At 66.2% G+C, this 20707-nt stretch carries 17 protein-coding genes; 9 read left to right on the top strand and 8 right to left on the bottom strand.

Features of this window, described 5'->3' with window-relative positions; genetic code table 11:
• Positions 1-56 precede the first annotated feature (56 nt).
• Genes AAF604_16450 through AAF604_16465 form a run of 4 tightly spaced genes read right to left on the bottom strand, consistent with a single transcriptional unit; the run spans position 57 to position 4531 of the window.
• Positions 57-1853: an AAA family ATPase gene (locus tag AAF604_16450; GenBank protein MEM7051262.1), complete on the bottom strand. Its 1797-nt coding sequence runs from the start codon at positions 1851-1853 to the stop codon at positions 57-59.
• A 22-nt stretch (positions 1854-1875) separates the two neighbouring features.
• Positions 1876-2751, bottom strand: coding sequence for a hypothetical protein (locus AAF604_16455; GenBank protein MEM7051263.1), 876 nt, complete (start codon positions 2749-2751; stop codon positions 1876-1878).
• Positions 2748-3701, bottom strand: coding sequence for an ABC transporter ATP-binding protein (locus AAF604_16460; GenBank protein MEM7051264.1), 954 nt, complete (start codon positions 3699-3701; stop codon positions 2748-2750). Before AAF604_16460 ends, AAF604_16455 begins: the two co-directional genes overlap by 4 nt.
• A complete protein-coding gene (locus tag AAF604_16465; GenBank protein MEM7051265.1) occupies positions 3698-4531 on the bottom strand; it encodes an ABC transporter permease subunit in 834 nt (277 codons plus the stop codon). The genes AAF604_16460 and AAF604_16465 overlap by 4 nt, the downstream gene beginning before the upstream one ends.
• 134 nt (positions 4532-4665) lie before the next feature.
• Between AAF604_16465 and AAF604_16470 the strand changes: the two genes are divergently transcribed.
• Positions 4666-5136 (top strand): SET domain-containing protein-lysine N-methyltransferase, encoded by a 471-nt coding sequence (locus tag AAF604_16470; protein MEM7051266.1) that lies wholly within the window; start codon positions 4666-4668, stop codon positions 5134-5136.
• A 14-nt stretch (positions 5137-5150) separates the two neighbouring features.
• Here AAF604_16470 and AAF604_16475 read toward each other — a convergent pair whose 3' ends face one another.
• The 3 genes from AAF604_16475 to aspS all read right to left on the bottom strand — a co-directional run bounded on the left by AAF604_16475 (position 5151) and on the right by aspS (position 9665).
• Entirely contained in the window at positions 5151-6869 is a 1719-nt protein-coding gene (locus AAF604_16475) for a phosphate ABC transporter substrate-binding/OmpA family protein (GenBank protein MEM7051267.1), read from the bottom strand.
• A gap of 24 nt (positions 6870-6893) precedes the next feature.
• Positions 6894-7670: a PspA/IM30 family protein gene (locus tag AAF604_16480; GenBank protein ID MEM7051268.1), complete on the bottom strand. Its 777-nt coding sequence runs from the start codon at positions 7668-7670 to the stop codon at positions 6894-6896.
• Positions 7671-7880: 210 nt separating this feature from the next.
• Positions 7881-9665, bottom strand: coding sequence for an aspartate--tRNA ligase (gene aspS / locus AAF604_16485; protein MEM7051269.1), 1785 nt, complete (start codon positions 9663-9665; stop codon positions 7881-7883).
• Between the two features lie 271 nt (positions 9666-9936).
• On the opposite strand from aspS, the gene AAF604_16490 reads away from it, so the two are divergent.
• The 8 genes from AAF604_16490 to AAF604_16525 all read left to right on the top strand — a co-directional run bounded on the left by AAF604_16490 (position 9937) and on the right by AAF604_16525 (position 17324).
• The gene (locus AAF604_16490; protein MEM7051270.1) at positions 9937-10707 is read left to right on the top strand and encodes an aspartyl/asparaginyl beta-hydroxylase domain-containing protein; all 771 of its coding nucleotides are present in this window, start codon (positions 9937-9939) and stop codon (positions 10705-10707) included.
• A 14-nt stretch (positions 10708-10721) separates the two neighbouring features.
• Positions 10722-11705, top strand: coding sequence for a hypothetical protein (locus tag AAF604_16495; GenBank protein MEM7051271.1), 984 nt, complete (start codon positions 10722-10724; stop codon positions 11703-11705).
• A gap of 20 nt (positions 11706-11725) precedes the next feature.
• Complete coding sequence (locus AAF604_16500) at positions 11726-14431, top strand: lantibiotic dehydratase (GenBank protein MEM7051272.1); 2706 nt, start codon at positions 11726-11728, stop codon at positions 14429-14431.
• 2 nt (positions 14432-14433) lie between these two features.
• Positions 14434-14592, top strand: a complete 159-nt coding sequence (locus tag AAF604_16505) for a hypothetical protein (GenBank protein MEM7051273.1) — start codon at positions 14434-14436, stop codon at positions 14590-14592.
• Between the two features lie 64 nt (positions 14593-14656).
• Positions 14657-14821, top strand: a complete 165-nt coding sequence (locus tag AAF604_16510) for a hypothetical protein (GenBank protein ID MEM7051274.1) — start codon at positions 14657-14659, stop codon at positions 14819-14821.
• 204 nt (positions 14822-15025) lie between these two features.
• Positions 15026-15742: a hypothetical protein gene (locus tag AAF604_16515; GenBank protein ID MEM7051275.1), complete on the top strand. Its 717-nt coding sequence runs from the start codon at positions 15026-15028 to the stop codon at positions 15740-15742.
• Between the two features lie 149 nt (positions 15743-15891).
• On the top strand, positions 15892-16143 hold the full coding sequence (locus AAF604_16520) for a Nif11-like leader peptide family RiPP precursor (protein MEM7051276.1): 252 nt from the start codon (positions 15892-15894) through the stop codon (positions 16141-16143).
• Between the two features lie 236 nt (positions 16144-16379).
• The gene (locus tag AAF604_16525) at positions 16380-17324 is read left to right on the top strand and encodes a hypothetical protein (protein MEM7051277.1); all 945 of its coding nucleotides are present in this window, start codon (positions 16380-16382) and stop codon (positions 17322-17324) included.
• 15 nt (positions 17325-17339) lie between these two features.
• On the opposite strand, the gene AAF604_16530 is transcribed toward AAF604_16525, so the two are convergent.
• Positions 17340-20702, bottom strand: a complete 3363-nt coding sequence (locus AAF604_16530) for an adenylate/guanylate cyclase domain-containing protein (GenBank protein MEM7051278.1) — start codon at positions 20700-20702, stop codon at positions 17340-17342.
• Positions 20703-20707 lie beyond the last annotated feature (5 nt).

A 20707-nucleotide genomic window follows, 5' to 3' on the forward strand; every position in this document is an offset into this window, starting at 1 on the left:
AGTGAGGTTCTTCTCCTTGCCCGGCAAAGTCGAGCGCCAGGGTCGCGGGCAGAGCCCTACTCGCCGGTGGCGAAGCGGAGGCGTTGGATGCGTTCGTTGACCTCGCCGAGGGAGAGCTTCTCGAAGCGCGGTGGCAGGAAGCGGGTGTCGGTGCACTCCTTGACCGCCAGCAGGTCCATCAGCTGCAGGCGCTCGACATGGGCCGAGGGGCGGACGTCGGCGATGACCTCGGCGATGACCTCGGGCAAGGCCTTGTGCTGGTCGCCTTCCTGGGTCTCGAAAAGGCGCAGGGCGCGCACCAGGATGCCCTCCATCTCGTTGCCGCCGACCTGCTCGTTGTCCGGCGGGTCGGGGAGCTCGGCGAGGTCCATGTCGAGGCCGACCTTGCGCGTCATGGCGCGGAAGAGATCGCGGCGGCTCTCCGGGTCGCCGGGGGGGAAGAGCGGGATGTGGACGTCGAGGCGGCCCTGGCGTTTGAGGTCGACCTCGACCAGGTCGGGCCGGCTGGTGGCGAATACCCAGACGATTTTGCCGCGGTTCTCGGTCTTGCTCATCTCCGCCGCCAGCATGCCGTAAACGCGTCCTGAAAGACCGCCGTCGCCGTCGCCGCCGCCGCGCTTGCCGGTGGCCTGGTCGGCCTCGTCGACGAACACGATCACCTGGCCGAGGGCGCGCAGGATGCTGAAGACGCGTTCGAGATTGGCTTCGGTGGCGCCGACCCACTTCTCGCGGAAGTTCTTGATCTCGACCACCGGGATGCCAACCTCGCCGGCCCAGCAGTGCACCAGGAAGGTCTTGCCGGTGCCGATGCGACCGCAGAGTAAGTAGCCCATCGGAATGGCCCGGCGGCGGCCGCGCTTCAAGAGCTCGGCGTCCTGTCGCAGCCAGGCCTTGGCTTCGCCGTGGCCGGCGACGTCGTCGAGGGTGCGCTTGGACTCGACGAAGGCAATGCGGCCGAAGGCCTCCTTCTCGATCAGCTCCTTCTTGACGTCCGTCAGGTACTGCTGGGTGATGGTCTCGCCGCCGGCGAGGGCGCGGCGCAGCAGGCTGCGGACATTGACCCGGGACAGTCCCACCAGGCGCGACGCGAGGCTTTCGCGGTCGACCTCGCAGACGGCCTCGAAGTCGTCCTCGTCGGCGGTGGCGTGGAGCACGAAGGCGCGAATCTCCTCCGCCGTCGGTAGCTCGATAGAGAGCTTGGCGGCGTAGGGGTTCTCGGCCAGGCTGCGGTGAAGCTGGCTCAAGTTCTCGCAGATCAGGACGGTGGCGACCAGGGCTTCGGTGATCACCGGGTCGCTGGCCCAGTCGAGGAGGCGGATCAGAATCTGGCTGCGGTCGCCGGAGAGGTGCAGGGGATCGCCCTGGGGCGCGATGAACTGGGCATAGTCGACGACCAAGGCGACGCGCAGCGGCGCCGCCACCCGCTGACCGTCGTCGTTGAGGTCGGTGCGCTGCTGGCTGGCGCGCAGAAAGCGGTCGAGGATCTCGAGCGCCCGCTTGGCGTCTCGCGGTAGCTGGTTGGCGAGGTCGAGAGTCTCGACCTTGCCCTCGCCGCTATCCGGCAGGGCGGCCCAGGAGGTGCCACGGAAGGAGTCGAAGGCCTTGAGGAACTGGTGGAAGTGATCGCCGCCCTTGCGGACGCGAATGCCGCGGCCGCGGTCGTAGTGGATGACGACGTCGAAGGGCGCAAACATCACGTCCGTCAGGAAGCGGCGCAGAGAACCGTAGGTCGGGTGCTCGTCGCCGGGCAACGGCACCAGGTCGTGAACGTTGCCGTGGAGCAGGAACTGACTGGCCGAGCCGGAGCGGTAGAGATGCCGCATGCGATCGGCCCACGGGGGCAGGTGGCTCATCTCACGTCCTCCTGAGGGCGGGTCAGCCTTCGGTTTCGACTTCGCGGCCGAGATCCGGCAGGTCGAAGGCCTCTTCCTGGGAGGCCGGGCCGAGGATGTCGCGGTGTTCGTCCATCCAGCGGGCGGTTTCGGTCATGGTGCTGGTGACCGTGTCGAGACGGTCGGAGAGAGCTTCGGGGCCTCCCGAAACGGCCGACTCCTCGCGGATGAGCTGAACCTGCTGCTCGATGCGCAGCAGCTCGGCGTCGATCACCTCGAGATTGGCGCTGGCGCGCTCGAGGTTGTCGAGGCGTTTCTGCTGAATCTCGAGGGTGCCTTCGAGGGAGCGGCGCAGCGCCGGGTCGCCTTCCTCACCGGCGTCGGCGAGGCGCTTCTCGAGCTCGGCGATCTTCTTCTCGAGGCTGCTGCTGTCGACGTTGCGGAGGTTCTGGAGCAGGATCTCCCGCGACACCAACAGGCGCAGGAAGATGCCGAGGAGCTGGTTGAGATTGCGCGAGCGCAGATCGCGCAGATTGCCGCCGAGGTTGTCCGACCCCAGGCTCTCGGAGATGCCCAGAATCTGCCGGCATTGATCGAGCAGGGTGCGGTAGCGCTTGCGGCCCCGGGGCGACAGGCGATTCATCGACACCTGCACCTTGTGGTCGAACTGCTTCTTCTTCTGCATCAGCCGCTCGCCCTGCACCAGCTTCTGAAAGCGCTCGCTGGAGGCGGTGGCGGTGACGAAGGCGAGCTCGGCGGCGGCGCCGAGGAGCCAGAAACCCGGGTTGGCGAGGCCGAGGACGCCGATCACGCCGACCGCCATCAGGTTGACCGGCATCGGCCCCAGCAGGGGGACGTCGACGCGCCGCAGGAAGGCCGCTTTCAGGTAGTCGGCGAAGCCGAGCGGTTGCTGGCTCAATGGCGGGCTCCTGCTTCCATGCGGCTGAAGGTCGCGGCCACCTCGCGCACCGCTTCTTGGAACTGCGGCGTCTCCTGGGCGATGAGCGGGTCGGCGCCGCGGCGCGGCGGCAGGATGTCCTCGAACTGGGCGCCGAGGGTGCCGGGAGCCTTGGTCATGATCCACAGGCGGTCGCCCAGGTAGACCGCTTCCGAGAGCGAATGGGTGACCAGGAAGACGGTGGCCTCGACCTCGTGCCAGAGATCCGTGATCAGGCGCTGCATATCGAAGCGGGTGGGCTCGTCGAGGGCCGAGAAGGGCTCGTCCATCAGCAGGATGCGCGGCTTGAGGACCAGCGACCGGGCGATGGCGACGCGCTGCTGCTGGCCGCCCGAGAGCTGGTGGGGATACTTTTTCTCGTGGCCTTCGAGGCCGACCCGCTTGATCAGGTCCATCGCCAGGTCGTCCATGTCGGCGCGGTCGAGGGCGAGCTGATCGCGGTTGAGCTCGAGCCCGAAGGTGACGTTGCGCAGCACCGTGCGATGGGGGTACGAGCTGTACTTTTGGAAGATCATGCCGCGGTCCCGGCCGGGGCCGGTGACCGCCCGGCCGCGGATTCGCACGGTTCCGGCGGTGGGTGGGTAGACGTCCTGGAAACCCTGGATCAGGTTCAGGATGGTCGATTTGCCGCAGCCGGAGGGGCCGACGATGGAAATGAACTCGCCACGGCCCGGAATATCGTCGACCTGGAAGTCGACGTCCTTGATCGCCGTGAAGGCCTTGGGAGTTCCGGCCGAGAAGGTCTTCTCGACCTTTTCGAACTCGACGATGGCGGGGTTTTCCTCGGGTTCGGCAGCCGGCTCGGCACTCTCCGATTCGGCGACGGCGGCGGGCTCGGCGCTGCTCTCCGCCGCCGGCGGCGCCTCGTCGTCGTCCCTCTTCCACAGCTTCAGGTCGCTCCACCAGCTCATCGGTGTCCCTCGCGGTAGGGGAACAGCCAGCGGCCGATGGCGGCCCACAGGCGGTCGGTCAGAAATGCCACCACGACGATGATCAGCAGCACCAGGTAGATGTGCTCGCGCGGTCCGCGGCGCTGGGAAATGATGATGATGCCGCCCAGGCCCTTCCCGATGTCGACCATCTCGGCCAGGATGATGTAGCTCCATCCAATGCCGAAGCCCATGCGCAGGGACTGGTAGATGTCCTGCCAGGAGACCCCCAGCAGAACCTTGGTCACCACCTGGAGCTTGGAGGCGCCGAGGGTGTAGGCGGTCTTCAGGAAGACGTCGTCGACGCTGTCGACGGCCTGCACGATCAATGGCAGCAGGTAGATACCGAAGGCCAAGGCGAGAAAGACCACTTTCTGGTTCTCGCCGGTGCCGAACAGGCTGAGGGTGAGCGGCACCAGGGCCGGGATCGGCAGGTAGGCGCCGAAGATCGCCAGCGGATTGAACATCGCCTTGACCTTGGTGAAGGCGCCCATCGCAAGACCGAGGGGGAAGCAGATGGCGACGGCGAGGGCGAAGCCGGCGACGACACGGGTGAAGGAGATGGTCAGGTTGCGGGTCAGGGCGCGCTCGAACCACAGGGACGGAATCGAAGCCACCACCTCGGCGGGGCTGGGCAGGATGGTGGGGGAGATCCAGCGCGACTCCGGGGTGGCGCCGGCGGTCACCAGCCACCACAGGCCAAACAGGCCGAGGATCGGAATCGAGCCGAGGACCCACAGCAACCAGAGGGGAAGGCTCTCCCGGATCGCGAAGCCACGGCCGAGCCAGCCGGTTGGGGGAGGGGAGCTCACCGGGAAGGGAATCCGCTGGGGTGGCGAAGGCGGGATGTATTTGCTACCATAAAAATGCAGATTTATATCTAATATTTATGAATAAAATATAAATAGATTCAATTTCTGGCGGCTGGGGCCGTAGGGGCGACTTCATGGAACGGGTACGGATTGTCAACGATCGCGGTTACTACAAGCTCATCACCCTGGTTCCGGTGCTGCCGGGGGAGGTCATCTTCCGCTGCTCCGAGGACGAGGTGACGCCGGAGCGCACCTTGCGGACGATCCAGATCGGCTCCCGCACCCACCTGCAGAACGACTTCCTGGACTTCATCAACCACGCCTGCTTCCCGAGCTCCGTCTTCGAGCCGGAGCGCCTCGCCTTCGTGGCGCGGCAAGGTCTCGAGTCGGGGTCCGAGGTGACCTTCTTCTACCCGGGGACGGAAACCCGCCTGGCCCACGAGTTCGAGTGCAACTGCGCCCATCCGGACTGCCTCGGATACATCGTCGGCGGCCTCGAGCTGCGCTCTGATCAGATGCGGGCCGCCCTCGACCGTGGCTTGTGCACGCCCTTCGTCGCCGACCGACTGCGCCAGGTCCTGGCACAGTCGGTCGTAGCACGGTAGGGATCGTTCCTCGATCACTGCGCCTCGGGCGGGTAGACCGAGATCTCGACCCGCCGGTTGAGGGCGTGGTTGTTGGGATCCGCCGAGTCCGCCGGCTGGTTCCAGCCCTGACCCTCGACGACGAACTTGTCCGGGTCGAAGGAGAACTTGTCGACCAGCGCCGAGGTCACCGACTGGGCGCGCTCCTGGGAGAGCGACTGCACGTCCTCGAAGCGCACTCCCAAGCCCTTCATCGAAGCGTCCGTGTGGCCGACGATGGCGATAATGGCGCGCTCGTACTGGCCCGCCAAGCGCCCGACCTTTTCGAGGGTGGCCTCGACATTGGGGTCGTAGAGGGTGTTCGGGATCGGCTTGTCGAGCTCGTCGTGCTGCGGCTCGTAGATGTTCGCCGAGTTGGGATAGAAATTGATCCGGATGGTCTGCGTCAGGATCGGCGCCTCGGCTCGCACCTTGCTGTAGCTGGTGGGAGCGAAGCTGGTGCGGTACTCGTCCTTCTGGTGGGCGAACGTACCGGCTGCGTCGAGGGCCTTCAAGGCGGAGAAGTCCATCACCTCGTCGAAGCGCACCGGCGTGCCGATCAGTCCCAGCTCGCGGTACACGAAGGTGATGTTCTTCCAGGTGCGCTCGAAGTTGGCGGGCTCGTTCTGATTGAGGAAGAAGGACTTGTTCTCGGCGAAGTTGGTGCTGTGGGCGTCGGCCTCCATCGCCTGCACCTCGTCGATCGGAATGCCGTAGCCGTCGGACATCCACTCGAAGGCGCGCGCCTTGAAGGTGTCGTCCTTGAGGCGGTCCATGGCGGTGAAGATGCTCGACACCAGGCCCTGCACGATCTCCGGATGGTCCTTGGCGAAGTCGGCGCGCACCGCCCAGACGTCGGCGATCAGCTTGTTGGCTTCGACGGTGGTGGTCAGGATTTGGGTGCCCGGCACCTTTTCGGGGATGGTGTAGATGTCCGGCGCCCAGGAGACGCAGGCATCGATCGAGGGGTCCGAAACGAAGGCCGCGGCGGCCTCGAAGGCGGTGGCGGTGTACTTATGATTGACCTCGCCGGGCTGGATGCCGGCGTTGAGGAGCAGGTTGTTGAGGAAGTACTGGGAGGGGCTGTTCTGGGCGTAGACGATGGTCTTGCCCTTGAGGTCCCGGGCGCTCTTGATGGCGCTGCGCACCACGATGCCGTCGCCGCCGTTCGACCAGTCGACCTGCTGCACGATGCGCGGCGCGGTGCGCGAGTCGCGCATCAGCTCCGGCGCGAACAGGGCCATCATGTCGAGGGTGCCCCACAGCACGTGGCTCTCGCCGGAGGCATAGGCGTCGCGCGCCACCACCGGATCGTCGATCAGCTTGAGATTGACCTTGAAGCCGTGCTCTTTGAAGAAGATGCTGTCTTCGTTGGGAGCGAAGCCGCCGTTGGCGGCGACGATCGGTAGCCAGCCGACCCAGACGTTGATCGGGAACTGGACGATCTTCTCGTTTTCATCCCACTGGTAGTTACTGACGCCCTGCACCGGCGGCAGCTTCTCGGCCGGCACGTAGGCGTATTCGTTGACCGTGGTGATGCCGCTGGTGTCCGGTGCCTCGATCTTCTTGAAAGCGTCGAGGTCGACCTGACCACCTTGCTGGCCGGACGGCGCGATCAGATCGCGGAAGTAGTAGGCCGCTCCGGCCAACAGCGCCAGAACGAAGAGAAAGATCACCAGCTTGCCCAGCTTCGTGGGCCCGACGTTGTCTGCCATGGTCTCCTCCCGATTCCTTCAGTCTTAGCTTTCGGCCAGCTCGGGGCCCATTTCTTTGGTCGGCGGGGCGACCTCTTCGACCTCTCCGGCGGCGTCACTTTCGGCGATGCCTTCGGCGACCGGCATGTCGAGGCCGTAGGCGGCGGCGAACTCGCTCAACGCCTGGTCGGCGAGGGCGGCCTGCTCGGCCTCCATGAGGTCGACCTCGGCGGTGTCGATGCTCGACGAGGCGACTCGCGCCCGGCCGGCGGCCTGATCGCGGCGCTCCTCGAGATACTCCTCGACCCGGTTGAGGGTGTCGCCGGAACCACCGATCTCGGTGATCATGCCCTTGGCCATCTCCTGCAGCTCGGCCTGGGCCTCGAGCATCTCCGTCTCCGACAGCATGCGCTTGAGGCTCTCGATCTTGCCGCGCGCCTCGCGCACCGCGACGTCTCGCGACTTGACCAGCTTCTTGTAGGTGTCGTCGGCGGACTCGAGCTGATTGCGGTTCTCCTCGAGCTGGTCCTTGACGGTCTTGAGCTGGAGGGCGTACTGGCCGGCTGCCGCGCGATTGCCGACCTTGAGGTTGGCGGCCGCCTTGGCGGCGAGGTCGCGCTCCTGCTTCTCGAGGTTCTTGACCTGCCGCATCAGCCGCTCGACGAAGGCCGCGTGATTGGCCAGGCTTTCATTGAAGCGGGCGATCTGAGTCCGCAGATTCTCCTTCTCGGCCTCGATCAGGGCCCGTGGGTTCTGCTTCTCGATTCCGGAGATGAAGAGGCTGAAAAATCCCCGGATGAGGTTACCGATGCGCTTGAGCATGAAGGCTCCTTTCCTCGAGCGAGCGTGTCTGACCGGGCATTACGAGCGGGACGCTGGAGAATTCCTGGAGGCTGCAGAATAGCAACGCGCCGGAGGGCCGGTCAACGGCCCTCGCGGGCCCCTTCTCGCGCCTTTTCGAAGGCGCGAGAAGGCCTGCCGTGCGCCTCCCGAATCGATGGAGAGTCGGTGAAGAGAATGCGCGGCGGTGGCTCAGGAGGGCTCGTCCTCATCGTCCTCCGGCAGGTCGAGGGCGAGGTGGACATCGGCGAGCTGATCCGGGCGAATGGTCGCCGGCGCCCCCATCAGCAGATCCTGCGCCTGCTGGTTCATCGGGAAGGCGATCACCTCGCGGATATTGGGCTCGTCGGCGAGCAGCATGACGATGCGATCGACTCCCGGGGCGATGCCGCCGTGGGGCGGTGCCCCGAAGCGGAAGGCGTTGAACATGCCGCCGAAGCGCTCCCGGACCTCGTCTTCACCGTAGCCGGCGAGGGCGAAGGCCTCGAGCATGATGTCCGGACGGTGATTCCGGATCGCGCCGCTCGACAGCTCGACGCCGTTGCAAACGATGTCGTACTGGTAGGCCAGGATGGACAGCGGATCGTCGTTGCGCAGGGCGTCGAGACCGCCCTGGGGCATCGAGAAGGGATTGTGGCTGAAGATGATCTCGCCGCTCTCCTCGTCGCGCTCGTAGAGCGGGTAGTCGACGATCCAGCAGAAGCGGTAGGCGTTCTTCTCGAGCAGCTCGAGGTCCTCGCCCATGCGGGTGCGCAGGGCGCCGGCGTACTTGGCGGCCTCGGCCGCTCGGTCGCAGGCGAACAGCACGGCGTCGCCGACCTGGAGGCCACAGGCCTGGCGCAGCGCCTCGGCGAGCTCCGGCGGCACCGCCTTCGACAGGCTGCCCTTGAGACCGTCCTCGGTGAAGGAGAGGTAGGCGAGGCCCGGCATGCCGAGGCCCTTGGCCCACTTGGTGAGCTTGTCGAACCAGCTCCGCGAGCGGCTGCCGGCGCCGGGGGCGGGAACCGCCCGCACCACCGAGCCCTGCTCGATGGCGTTGGCGAACAGGCGGACGTCGGAGCCGCGGAAGAGGTCGCTGACGTCGCGGATCTCGAGCGGGTTGCGCAGGTCCGGCTTGTCGCTGCCGTAGCGCAGCATGGCTTCGGCATAGGGAATGCGGGGGAACGGCGTCGGCGTGATCTGCCAGTCCGAGAACTCGGCGAACAGGCCCGCCATCACCGGCTCGATGGCGGTGAAGACGTCTTCCTGCTCGACGAAGGACATCTCGATGTCGAGCTGGTAGAACTCACCCGGCGAGCGGTCGGCGCGGGCGTCTTCGTCGCGAAAGCAGGGGGCGATCTGGAAGTAGCGGTCGAAGCCCGCCACCATCAAGAGCTGCTTGAACTGCTGCGGCGCCTGGGGCAGGGCGTAGAAGTGGCCCGGATGGAGGCGGCTCGGCACCAGGTAATCGCGCGCCCCCTCCGGCGAGCTGGCGGTCAGGATGGGGGTCTGAATCTCCTGGAACCCGGCCTCCGTCATACGCCGGCGAATCGCCGACACCACCTCGGAGCGCAGCACGATGTTGCGGTGCAGGTGGTCGCGGCGCAGATCGAGGAAGCGATAGCGCAGGCGCATTTCCTCGGGCTCCGTGTGGGCACCGCTGACCTGCAGCGGCAGCACCTCGGCGGCGGACAGAACCTCCACCTCTTCGACCATCACCTCGACCCGGCCGGTGGGCAGGTCATCGTTGGCACTCTCCCGCTGCACGACCTTGCCGGCGATGGCGACCACCGACTCGTGGCGCAGCTCCGAGACGGCCTCGTAGTGCGGGTTCTCCGGGGTCAGCACGCACTGGGTCAGCCCATAGTGGTCGCGCAGGTCGAGAAAGAGGAGTTGGCCCAGGTTGCGGGCGCGATGGATCCAGCCGGACAGGCGGACCCTGTCGCCGGCGTTGGCGGAGCGCAGCTCTCCGCAGGTATGGGTGCGATATCGGTGCATGGTTTTGGCCCTTCGGGTTGGCGGTGATCGAGGCGCTGAGGATGGCGCGCCGGCGAGTTTATCCCGACCTTCCCTGGGAGAGAAAAGTCACCCATATAGACATTCCAGAAGTCTATATATGCCGTTGACATGAATATATTGCCATGGTATGTTGATTATATATTGAAGTTTATCTAGTAGTACTTCTGACTTTTCGGCACTCATCGAACTCGTTGCAGCTCTCGCTTGCGAGATCTGGACGGGGAACGAGTCTTCGCAAGGAGAGTCCGGCTTGGATCTAGCCCTTCGCCAAACCGTCGAAGAGATTCGTGACATTCTGATCGCCGCCAAGAGCCACTACGGCGGGGACGAAACCCGCCGCCTCGAAGAGGCTTTCGTGCGGACCGTGCGGCGCCAGCCGCTGCGCTCGCCCCACCGCCTGCAGCGCCCCGACCTGTTCATCCCCGAGCTGCGCACGATCCCCTGGATCGAGCCCGAAGAGCTCGCCGCCGCCGCCATCCTGGCGGATCACTTCGAAGAAATCCGCGCCGAGGTGATGGCGCTGGTCGATTCCGAGGGGGCATTCCACGTCTACGACGATGGCGTCGAGGATGGACAGACCGACTGGAACGCCCTCGGTCTGAAGGTCGGCGGCGGAGTGGTCGAACGCGGCCAACGACTCTGCCCGAAGACCCTCGAAGTCATCGAGCAGCTTCCCCGAGTGGGGGAGGTGGCGATGGTCTCGGCGCTCGCCGCCGGCGGCCATATCGAGCCCCATTGCGGTCCCACCAACCTGCGGGTCAATCTCCACTTCGGGGTCAATATCCCGCCGGGAGACTGTGGCCTGCGGGTCGGTGGCGAGGCGCGCAAATGGACCGAGGGAGAGTGTCTGGTCTTCGATGACAGCTTCGAGCACGAGGCCTGGAATTTCTCCGACCGTACCCGCCACGTGCTGCTGATCAACTTCTGGCATCCCGATCTCAGTGACGCCGAAGTCGAAGTGCTGAATCGCGTCAACCGCGTCGTCGCGCCGCGCTACTCGCGATTCTTCGAGCACAACTAGAGAGCGAGACGGCGATGCCTTATCCCGATCCCGCGGTGACGGCGAACGTGTATTGTGCCGGCTTCCTGGACGATGTCCTGGTCTCGGTGGTGGCGCCGGCCGTCGAAGCCGCCGGCGGCGGCTACGGCTGGGTGATGCGCTACGGCAAATGTGGCGAGCACCTCAAAGTGCGCTTCCACGGGGACGAGAGCACCGCCGATTCTTTCCGCAGCGCCCTCGAGACGGCGGCCCTCGAGCTCTTCGGGCGCCTCGAAGGGGAGCCCGCGCCGGAAACCTCTTGGCGCAATCTGCCGGCCATCGACCGCGAGGACGAGGCCGCCGAGGACTACCCCGACCGCACCCTCCTCTGGACCCGCTATCGCCGCAGCCACGTCTCCTTGGGCAGCGAGCCCTTTCTCGACGATGACGGTTATGTCGATCGATTTACTCGAGTTCTCGGTCTCGGCCTCGACCGGGCCCTGAGCACCTTCACGGAGCCGCTGCCGATCGCCCATCGGGTGCGGCAGTCGGGTTTGCTCAAGGTGGCTCTGGAGTGTGTCGGCGGCTTCGGCCTGGAGCTCGACGAGTGCGTCCTCTATCTGCGCTACCACCGGGATTGGCTGCTGCGCTCCCTGGTGCAGAGGGCGAAGGATCCGAGCGAGCGGACGGCGGCGATCATTTCGCGCTTCGACGCCAAGGCCGAGTCTCTCGGCAAGATTCTGGCTTCCCTCTCCGCTCTGGCGACCCAGCAGTGGCGCGGCGCCGTCCAGGAGCCGGAGGGCGAGCTCGGGATGGCATTCGCCAGGCTCGAGGAGTATCTCGCCGATCGCATCGACGAGCCGTCCTATGCGGTCGACCCGTTCGCTTCGAATCCGCGGTTCCCGGTGAGCTTCAAGGCCCTCCACGGCATCGCCAACCAGTTTGGCCTCGGCCCTGCCGACGAAGCCTTCACGTATCACCTGCTGTTGCGATCGGTGGCTCCGGCTCCTGCCCAAGAAGTCGTCGCGCTGACCCCATGAAGAGCTGCTGAGACCGGTCTATGGTGCTTGCCGTCGCCTCCACCGCCCAGCCACGCCTGCAAGAAGGTCCCTCGGGGGCGCCCTTTCTGCTGCGGGTCGCCGGCCTGCCGGCGGAGTGGCTGGAGTTTCCCGAGTCCTCTCTGCCGCGGGCTCACGAAGAGCTCGAGAGGCGTCTCGCCGAAGCCCGCGAGCAGTTGGTCGAGGCCCTTCACCAGGTCATCGGCACGGCACCCAAGGACGATCGTCGATTGCTCCTTGCGATCAGGCGCGATGCTTTCAACGGTCGCTCGCTGAGCCGCCCGCGGTTGGCGATCCTCGATCAGAGGCCGGCCCTCGCCGGGCTCGCGCTTCAGGTGGTGGCTCTCGAGGACGACCTGGCGGCGGCGATCGCCGAGAGCGACGCTTGGTGGGCTCGGCGCCGCGCCCTCGAGCGCGATCGCCTGCTCGCCGCTGCGTCCGATCCGGCGGTGATGCGCGGCTTGGGCTTGGCGAGTCCCGCGCTGGCTCGGGAGCTGAAGCGGCCGAAGCCCAGCCGGCGGCGCAGCCGGCGCCGACGCCTCGAGCAAAGCCTGCTGCGCTATGTCAGCCGCACGGTTTTCAAGCTTTCACCGTTCTCGACCTTGACTCGGCTCGCCCTCGGCAAGGTCGGCAACCAGGGTATCGACGCATTCGGCTTGACGGCGGAGACCTGGCGACCGCGCTCCTTGACCCGGCTCAACCGGTTCGTCCTCGAGCAACTGGTGGCGATGCTCGACCAGCGGCCGGAGTTCCGGCGTCACCGTCCTGTCGAGGTCAATCCGACATTGCAGCGGGTGGCCGAGGAGCGCTACCGCTGGCTGCTGCCTGGAGGTTGGGTTCGGACAGAGGCCGGTGATTTTCGCTTTCGCCAGGATGCCATGGTGACGGTCACCTTGGCTGGACCTCTGGTCGAGGGCATGTTGGACGTGCCGCCGTCCGCCGGGACTCGCTTCGGCGAGCTCGCGGCGCAGCAAGCGGATCGCCTCGGGCGGGACGTCACCGCGACCCTCGAGCGCCTCGTCGAGATCGGTTTTCTGCTGCTGCCGCCGCTGTGGGCGATCAACCAGTCCAGACCGGAGGCGACGTTGGCGCGTTTCGTCGCCGGCGTCGGAGGGGATTTCGGCACGCTGGCTGCGGAGCTCGCCGATCTGGATGGTGCCCTCCAAGGCTTCGCCACCGGCAGCGCCGGCCTCGAAGAGAGGCTGAAACAAGTGTGGGAAGGGGCCGTTCGCTTGGCGGCCGATGAGGGGTCCGTGGGGGCTTCGGCTCCTGGGGTACAGGCCTGCTTCGAGGATGTTTTCCTCGACGGTGACGGTGACGGCACGGTGGCGCAGGTCGACCCCGAGGCGGTCGCGACGGTGATCGCCGAAAGCTCGGCCATCTTCCGACTGTCGGCCTTCCTGAGACCGCAGCTCGATTTCCGACTCACTCTGCGGGAGGCCTTCGACCGACGTTGGCCGAAGCGGGAGCGGGTCCCTTTGCTCGATCTCTTCGCCGATGTTCAGGGGCTGTGGAAGGATTTCCGTCGCTTCGAGATCGCCAACCGCGATGCCGACGTCTGCCCGAGCGCCTTCAATCCCCTCGGTTTGGCCGACATCTCAGCGCTGCAGCGGCGTCGCGAGAACCTCTGGCGGCGCTTGGCGGCGGCGGTCCAGCCGAGCCCGCAAGGATCGAGTCTCGATCCCTCCGCGGTGGAGGCGCTGGCGACGGAGCTGCCGGCCTTCGCCGATCCGGGGGTCGGCCCCTGTGTGTTCTCACAGCCGATGGGCGGGGGGCGCTGGGTCGTCAACCGGATGTTCGAAGGCACCGGGCGCTACTCGAGTCGCTTCACGCCGGCGATGGCTCCCCGAGAGCGTCGCCAGTTCGTCAGCGCTTTCGAGGCGCGCTCCCGGCTCACCGATGAGCGCGAGATCCTCGACCTGCTGTGCACCCGTGGTGGTCTGCTCGGTGTCCACGAGCTGCAGACGCCGCGGGCCCTGTCTCTGCCGGGAGAGCGCGTCGCGGAAGGCGAGGGGCGCACCCTCGGGCTCGAGGATCTGTGGGTTCAGCGATGTCCGGATTCTGGGCTGCTGACTCTCATCGGTCCCGACGGCCAGTCCTTGGCGCCCGCGCACCTCGGTACCACCGACTACATCTTCCTTCCCCTCTCGATTCAATTTCTCAGTCTCTTCGGTCCGGGTCAGATCTCGCTGGTTCTGCCCAATGGACCGGTGGCGCAGGTGGCGGACGGCATTCGCCTCTACGATCGCCTCTCCCTAGGCCATTTGATCCTCAAGCGTCGGCGCTGGGTGGTCTCTCTCAGTGGCGAGCTTGCCGAGATCCTCGAGCGTGAGGGGGCAGAGGCCTACCGCGCTGTCGTCCGGTGGCGTCGGCGCCATCGGCTGCCGCGCCACGTCTTCGCCCTCGAGCGAATTCGCCATGCGGTCCTCGACGGGATTCACAAACCGCAGTACTTGGACCTCGAGTCGCCGTCTTTCGTCGAGCTCTTCCGCACCATTCTCGAGGCTGGCGGCAAGCGCGTGACCCTCGAAGAGATGCTGCCGGAGCCGAGTGATTTGCCGCGCGACGCAGGGGGGCGATCCTGGGCTGTGGAGGCCTGTTTCGATTCGCTGGTTCTTTCCCCAGGGCCAGCCTGTGATGCAACCGGAGCCACCGGCTCCGACCACCAACCGGGTCGCTGCGGCGATCCCAGACCTCATGGAGGTTAGTTATGAGCGACGAGAAGAACATGGACACCATCGACGAGCTCGACATCGAATCCCTCTCCGACGACGATCTCGACGACGTCTCCGGCGGCGGCAGCTTCACCTGTTCGATCTTCAAGTGCAAGATCGAAGCGGAAGCCGACGACGCCGACTCGGACAACTAGATCTCGCACGGACTGTTCAAATCCCGAGCTCTCCCCAGGGCTCGACGCAGTGAAAGGACTGATCATGAACGAAGATCCGACCACCCTGAAGGACGCTCTGGACACCATCAAGGAGCTCGACATCGAGTCCCTCACCGATGAGGATCTGGACGACGTGTCGGGCGGCGGCAGCTTCACCTGCTCGATCTTCAAGTGCACGATCGAGGCGGAGGAAGTCGCCACCGAGTAGAGCCTTCGCGCCCGGCACCGTCGTTGTTTGACCCTCCGCCAGGCGCGGAAGCTCTCAGACCGGGGATTCCCTCCCAGGAGTCCCCGGATCTCGATCCTCGGCCGGGGTCATTCCCGGGCCGAGGGTCTCGGCGCCGGCGGTGGCGCCGAATCGATCGGTCGAGTCGCTCGCCCGCGGCAGACCACGAGATTGGAGGTCCGAACTTTGAGCCCAGTGGCAGCGACTAGCCAGCAGGCATCAGCGGCCCAGATCCAAGATCTGGATTCGATCTTTCGCCTGGCGGCCCTTTCGGGACCCGAGGGAGCGGCCTGGGTGGGCGAGTTTCTCGCTCCCGAGGCCTGCCGCAGCCTGAGTCGATCGCGTCGCGCCATCGGGTTGTTGCGCCAGGGGAGGATCGAAGCCGGTCGTCGCCAGCTCGACCTCCTCGAGGCGGAGATGAGCGGTCTCCACCCGGACCTTCTGGAGGTGGTTCAGAGGGCCCTCTACAGCGCTCGCGCCTATCAGCTCTATCGCGAAGACGATCTGGAGCGAGCGGACGCCGCCCTCGGTCTCGCCGATGAGGCGGTGTCGCGGGCGATCGCCAAGCGCCCCTTCCTGATGGGCCTCGCCAACCATTCCTATGATTTCTGCCTGCAGCGGGCTCGGATTGCGCGCAAGAGCTGGCGCTGGGACGAGATGTCTCGCCACATCGAGCGCGGACGGGGAATCCTCGACAATCGAGTCCCCATCTGTCGGCTGGCCGACGGCAAAGAGATCTTCGTTTCTTCGGTGGATGAGTTCTTTCGCTCGATTTCCCTCGACGACACCGTCGCGCCACAGGAGGTGGCCGACCTGGTCGACGATGAGCGTCGGCGATTCCTATTCGAGTACGCGGTGCGCGAGAACTACGTCCTGCCAGGCTTCGTGGTTCCGTTGCCCTGAACCTTTTTGGGCTGTCGCGGCGTTCGACTCGTAGCGCGTCGATCCCCCCCTTGACATGACGCGACTTCGGACCTATTTTGAAAATGAGTGATTCTGCACTCCAAGATTCACCGCAGTGCGCGTTCAAGTAGGGTTCTAAGGAGAATTCCATGAGCCTAGAAGACCTCAATCGTCTGGCCCTCGCTCTATCCGAGGACCCGGCCCTGAATGACGAGTTCCAGAGTCTCGAAGAGGATCCCGCGGTGTGGGTCGCCTGGGCCCAGACCAAGGGGTTCACGCTGACTTTGGAAGAGGCGGAGCAGCTCGGCGGAGAGATCTCCGACGAAGATCTCGATCAGGTGGCCGGAGGTTGGGCCGGCAATAATCCGCCGCCCGATCCTCCCCCAGGGGGAGGCCCCTGACGGCCTGATCGATCCGCCTTCGAACCGATCACGGCTCGTACAGCGGTTTCCGTTGCGGCCGATGGCTGGGGAGCTGGCTCTTGGGTCGTCGGTCGCCATTCGCGATTCCCGGGCGACCCCCGTAGGAGTGTCCGGACATCCTGTCGGTTGAGCCCAACCCGGATCGTGGGCAGAACCTCGGTCAGTGGCTACCACTGATCCTGCAGCACCTTGCCCCGATCTCTGCGGAGAGCGCCGTGCTGGCAGATCGTGCCGGCAGAGTCGGCGACCATCTTCTCGCGGCGCTCGAGGTTCGCCTAGCCGATCAGCGAGCGCCCGTCGACTTGTCGGTCCGGCTGACTCGGTCCGGTGAGATCGACCCTCTGGCCGCGAACCTACCGGCCGGTCCGGCGAGATCTTTCCTGCGCTTCGTTTCGGGGCGCTGGGCATCCCGTCGGCCCAATCCCTGGCAAGACTTGCCGGCAGTCTGGGTGGAGTTCGACTGCGGACCGAAAGACGACCCTGCCCGCCCGGTTATCTGTATCGAGCTGGCGCCGACCTTCTCGGAGCGCTGGCTACGCCGTGAGTTGCTGCCGGCCCTCTTGCTCGAAACACCGTCGAAGGCCCTTTGGTCAGGCCTGGTGGAGGTCTTGCGTCGACTCCCGTCGGGGAGTCGCCCGCTCTACCTCTTCGCCCTCTGGGGACGTCCAGGGGCAGATCTGAGGGTGGAGATCGTCGGTCTTCCGGCGGACCGCTGGCCAAGGTTCTTTCGAGGCCTCGGGGAGCCTCTGCGGGCCCAGTCGAGTCAGCTACCTAGTCGAATCCTGAGCTCCGTCGAGCGACCTCATCTCTCCTTCGACCTGCAGCCCGAAGGCCTCGGAGAACGGCTCGGTTTCGAAGGTTCTTTCCGGCGACAGCCGGCGCGGGACGTTCGCTGGAGCAAGCTCTTCGACGACCTTGTACGTCGGGACTTGGCAACCAGGCCTCGAGCCGACGCGCTGCTTGCCTTTGCCGGAGTCGATAGCCTGCGCTCCCGCGCCAAAGGCTGGCCGGTGGGCCGGATCGGCCGGCTGGTGCGCTGCCTGAGCCACGTCAAGCTGGTCGCGCGGCCGGAGAATCTCGAGGCCAAGGGCTATCTCCTGGTACAGCATGTCGGAGACTCGGTCTCGCGACGAAACCTTCGCCGTCACGGCCGAGGGTGAAGCTCCAAAGGGAGCTCAGGCGGGGGTGCGGTCGGCGCTTCGGGTGATGGCGGCAGGGCGCGGAACCTTCACCCCAAGCTGCTCGAGGAGGCTGTGGGCGCGGCGGCGATGCTTGGCACCGGCATTGCGATCCCCGACCTGCTCGGCGAGCTGGGCGCGGTCGAGGAGAGTCTGCGCCTCTTCGAAGGTGACCCCGAGGGCGGCGAAGCGCTCGATCGACTGGTGCAGGTGATCATCCGCGGCGACCTCATGGCGGCTCATTTCGAGACGCCCGAGGGTGCGATGGGCAAGGGCGGTGCCGAACTGGAAGTGACAACGCTCGGTCCACTCGAGAGCCCGCTCGGCCGCTTGCCGGGCCGCCTCTCCGGAGCCGCGGGCGAAGAGGACTTCGGCACGGTAGGACTCGAACCATCCGGCGAGCTGCAACATGCCGGCTCCACCGAGCATCTCGACGGACTCGGTGAGCGCCGCGTCGGCCTTCTCGAGCTCGCCCTGAATCCAGTAGGCGTAGCCGAGGAACCCGAGGGCGGCGGCTCGATTGAGCGGATCCTTGGCCCGCTCGAGGCCGCTCTGACACTGCTCGACTCCGCCCTCGCTGTCGCCGAGGTTGGCCAGGAAGTAGCCGGTGCTCCACGACGGATCGAGGCGATAGTCCTCCAGGTCGCGAGAGATCTGCAGGGCCTCGTCCATGCACTCGAGGGCACGCCGGTGACGCCCCAACATGTGATGGTGGAAGCCGGCCACCCACAGGGCCTGACCCTTCCACCAACGCTCGCCAGCGCGTTCGAAGGCGGCCAGGGCGCGATCGCCTTGGGTGATGCCTTGCGCGAAGCGGCCGGTCCAGAAGCCTTCCCGCGACAGGACGTAGCAGGCTTTGCCGGCGGTCAGCTCGTCTTCGGCAGTGCCGGCTTCGGCGAGGGCGGTCTCGGCCCAGCGGCACGCCGCCTCCTGATCGCCGAGATAGCTCTGGGTGTGGGCCAGCCAGAAGAAATAGCGGCCGCGGAGGGCTGGATCCGCGATCTCCTCGATGAGCTGTCGATGGTCTTCGAGGAGGGCCAGGGTCTGTGGAAATTCGGCTAGCGGGAGGAGGGAATCGGCGAGCTGGAGGACCAGCGTGAGGGTGGTCTCAGCGCGGCTTTCGATGGCGAGATCGGAGGCCCTTTCGAGCGCTTCTCGCAGCGCACGGGCGGCTTCCTGATGGGCGTAGTCGGCAGCCGCCGCGGCGGCGAAGCGAGCCAGATAGTCCACCCCTCGAGCGGCATCGGGCGAGCGCGAGAAGTGGTACGACAGGCGGTCGAGCACGTCTTCCGGCTGCTCGCGATAGACGGCCTCGAAGGCCCGCCCAGAGCGTTCGTGCAGCTCACGGCGACGCGCCGTCAGCAAGCTGTCATAGATCACTTCCTGGGTCAGCGCATGCTTGAAGTAGTAGGTCTCTTCGCTGTTCGGAGAGGGGTAGAGGAACTCCCAGTGACTGAGCTCCGGGAGTAGTCGCCGGGCGCTCGAGTCGACCCCTTCGAGAACTCCCAAGGGGAACTCCCGGCCGAGCACCGAAGCCGACTGCAGAAGGCGCTTGTGGTCTTCCGGCAGGCGATCGATGCGGGCCATCAGCACACCCTGAACGGTGTCCGGCACGCCGCCGTCGTCGAGCTCGGCGAGGTTGCGCACGATCTCTTCGAGAAAGAATGGATTGCCTTCCGCTTTCGAGAGCAGCTCATCGGCCCGCTCGGCGGGTAGCCCGTGCTTTTCGAGCAGGGACTCGGCGAGGTCGCGACTGGCGTTCGCCGACAGGGACCGCATGGCGATCTGGGTAGCGAAAGACTTCTGCATCCACTCCGCTCCGAAGCCCGAGCGATAGGTCAGCAGCACCAGAACCGGGGCGCCGGCAATGGCTTCGATGAAGGAAGTCAGAAACTCGCCGGAGGTGGCGTCGACCCAGTGCAGGTCCTCGATTTCGAGAATCACCGGGCGCAGCCGGCTGGCGTTGAGAAAAACGCGCCGCAGAGTGGCGAAGGTGCGCTCCTGGACCGCCCGGCCGGTGAGCTCCGGGAGCTCGTCGCCGGCCCCGAGAAGGCGCATCAGGTAGGGCAGGTGCTCGGTCGGCTCACAGCCCAGCAGCTCGAGATTGCGCTCCAGCTTGTGGCGCACCGTCTCCGGCCCGTCGCTTTCCGAGATCCCTCCTGCCTGGCGCAGAAGGTGGGTCAAGGGCAGATAAGGGGAGCCGCTGCCGTAGGACAGACAGCGACCTCGCAGGAGAGTGGCGCGGGCGGGATCGAGGCGGCGGTGGAACTCGACGAGCAGACGGGACTTGCCGGTGCCGGCTTCTCCGGTGACGCCGATGACTTGGCCCTGGCCACCGAAAGCCTGCTCGCAGCGCTCCTCGAGCGCTCCGAGCTCGCGCTCTCGGCCCACGAAGGGCGTCAGGTCCTGAGCTTGGGAGGTCTCTTTGCGGCGCCGGCTGAGCACCTGGAAGGATTGAATCGGCTGCGACTTTCCCTTGACCCGCGTGGGCGGTAGGGGAGCGAGCACGAAGTCGCTTCGCACCTGTCGTTCGACGGCCTCGCTGACCAGGATCTGCCCGGGCTCGGCGAGGCCCTGGAGACGGGCGGCGAGATTGGTGGTATCGCCGACGGCGGTGTAGTCCATGCGCAGGTTGTCGCCGATGCCGCCGACCACCACCGGTCCCATGTTGAGGCCCATGCGGAAGAGCAGCTCGGTGCCGGCCGGTGCGCCGAGGCGATCCTGCTCGCGCTGCAGCCTTCGCTGCAGGGCGAGGGCCGAAAGGACCGCCCGGCGGGAGTGGTCCTCGTGGGCGATGGGGGCTCCGAACAAGGCCATGAAGCCATCGCCGAGGAACTGGTTGACGGTGCCTTCATAGCGGTGAATCTCTTCCAGCGAGATCTCGAAGAAGTGCTGGAAGATGTCGTGCATGGTCTCGGCACCGAGCTTCTCGGCCGTTGCCGTGGAGTTGGCGAGATCGCAGAAAAGCACCGTCACCGGCTTGTGCTCGCCTTCGAGAGCGCTGGCCGACGACAGCACCTTCTCGCGCAGGTGATCGGGGGTGTAGGTGCGAACCGGGGCCGCTGCCAGGGAGGGATTCTGGGGCGTCGCCGCCGGAGGCGGTGGCGTCGGTCCCGGGGTCGTCGCTCGTGGTGACGCCACTCCCATGGGCGTCGGTCCCGCCATCGCCGGTGGCGACGGCCCGGCGGCCGGGGCGGTCGCGAAGGCCGAGCTCAATGGGGTGCCGCAATGGCCGCAGAAGCGGAATCCGGCGGGAGCCGCAATGGCACAGCTCGGACAAGCGGCGGCGAGGCCGACGCCGCAATGGCCGCAGAATTTCATCTCCGGCGGGCTGTCGAACTGGCATTGCGGGCACTTCATCGAAT

The organism is Acidobacteriota bacterium (assembly GCA_039028635.1).
In the GTDB taxonomy this organism is placed as follows: domain Bacteria; phylum Acidobacteriota; class Thermoanaerobaculia; order Multivoradales; family JBCCEF01; genus JBCCEF01.

Bases quoted from the DNA above. Each gene is read 5' to 3' on its own strand.
- AAF604_16450 (MEM7051262.1), bottom strand. From the start codon at position 1,853: ATGAGCCACCTGCCCCCGTGGGCCGATCGCATGCGGCATCTCTACCGC.
- AAF604_16505 (MEM7051273.1), top strand. From the start codon at position 14,434: ATGAGCGACGAGAAGAACATGGACACCATCGACGAGCTCGACATCGAA.
- AAF604_16470 (MEM7051266.1), top strand. From the start codon at position 4,666: ATGGAACGGGTACGGATTGTCAACGATCGCGGTTACTACAAGCTCATC.
- AAF604_16520 (MEM7051276.1), top strand. From the start codon at position 15,892: ATGAGCCTAGAAGACCTCAATCGTCTGGCCCTCGCTCTATCCGAGGAC.
- AAF604_16460 (MEM7051264.1), bottom strand. From the start codon at position 3,701: ATGAGCTGGTGGAGCGACCTGAAGCTGTGGAAGAGGGACGACGACGAG.
- AAF604_16530 (MEM7051278.1), bottom strand. From the start codon at position 20,702: ATGAAGTGCCCGCAATGCCAGTTCGACAGCCCGCCGGAGATGAAATTC.
- AAF604_16510 (MEM7051274.1), top strand. From the start codon at position 14,657: ATGAACGAAGATCCGACCACCCTGAAGGACGCTCTGGACACCATCAAG.
- AAF604_16500 (MEM7051272.1), top strand. From the start codon at position 11,726: ATGGTGCTTGCCGTCGCCTCCACCGCCCAGCCACGCCTGCAAGAAGGT.
- AAF604_16495 (MEM7051271.1), top strand. From the start codon at position 10,722: ATGCCTTATCCCGATCCCGCGGTGACGGCGAACGTGTATTGTGCCGGC.
- AAF604_16475 (MEM7051267.1), bottom strand. From the start codon at position 6,869: ATGGCAGACAACGTCGGGCCCACGAAGCTGGGCAAGCTGGTGATCTTT.
- aspS (MEM7051269.1), bottom strand. From the start codon at position 9,665: ATGCACCGATATCGCACCCATACCTGCGGAGAGCTGCGCTCCGCCAAC.
- AAF604_16480 (MEM7051268.1), bottom strand. From the start codon at position 7,670: ATGCTCAAGCGCATCGGTAACCTCATCCGGGGATTTTTCAGCCTCTTC.